The sequence below is a fragment of the Streptococcus mitis genome (assembly GCF_003942965.1).
Taxonomy (GTDB): domain Bacteria; phylum Bacillota; class Bacilli; order Lactobacillales; family Streptococcaceae; genus Streptococcus; species Streptococcus mitis_BH.
The window spans coordinates 1-900 of sequence record NZ_RJOG01000080.1; the positions used below are offsets into that span (position 1 = coordinate 1).

1 protein-coding gene and 1 pseudogene are annotated in these 900 nt (G+C 32.5%); one reads left to right on the plus strand and one right to left on the minus strand.

Going from position 1 to position 900, the window contains the following annotated elements; genetic code table 11:
• Positions 1–530, minus strand: a 530-nt coding sequence (locus tag D8837_RS09390; protein WP_312023209.1) for a sugar transferase, incomplete at its 3' end; no start/stop codon positions are given.
• Positions 531–818: 288 nt separating this feature from the next.
• Between D8837_RS09390 and D8837_RS09395 the strand changes: the two are divergent.
• Positions 819–900 (plus strand): annotated as a pseudogene (locus tag D8837_RS09395) (sugar transferase); the annotation flags it as partial.

Sequence of the window (900 nt, forward strand, 5' to 3'; positions counted from 1 at the left end):
AGGAAATCTAATTTAATACTTTCATGTCTGATATAGTAAACATCATATCTTAATTTTTCTTTTGGAGACAATTCATAGCCACCATTTACTTGAGCCCAGCCTGTAATTCCTGGACGAACAGCCAATCGCTCATTAAAATCAGGAATATATTTNAAAAATTCGTTAACAAATTCAGGTCTTTCTGGTCGAGGCCCGATAATAGACATCTCGCCTTTAATGATATTAATAATTTGTGGAAGTTCATCAATTCGAGTTCTGCGTATAAAACGTCCAATCTTCGTTATCCGTGGATCATTTTTTTCTGCCCATTGATATCCGTTCTTCTCGGCATCTAAATGCATGGAACGTAGTTTGTACATTATGAATTTTTGTCCATTTAAACCAACTCTTTCTTGCATGTAAATGGGGGTTCCACTTGATTCGATGACAATAAAGAAGCAAGCAATGAGACAAATTGGGATTATTAAAATTAATAGTAATATAGAAATCAGAAGACCGATTATTCTCTTGGCTCTTCTATAAATCATCATCTTTCTCCTTGATAACACACATAAATATAAAAGTGCGTCTAGTCGTATATATAGACTAAAACCAGAAAATACAGGATCATTATAANTATATACTCGTTATGTATAAATCGGATTTAAATATATCATAAAATGAGAAAGTTCTCAAACTTGAAGCGCGAAAAGTCAAACAATAATTATTTTTTAAAGTATATTGTTTGTAATAATTGACTGAGGATTCACTACAAATAACTCTGGCTCTTTTTCTTTTTGTGCTTAGTTCATAATTGACACCAAAAACAATGTGAGAGTGGATATCAATGGGCAGAAAAAAATGATCCACGGATAACGAAGATTGGACGTTTTATACGCAGAACTCGAATTGATGAACTTC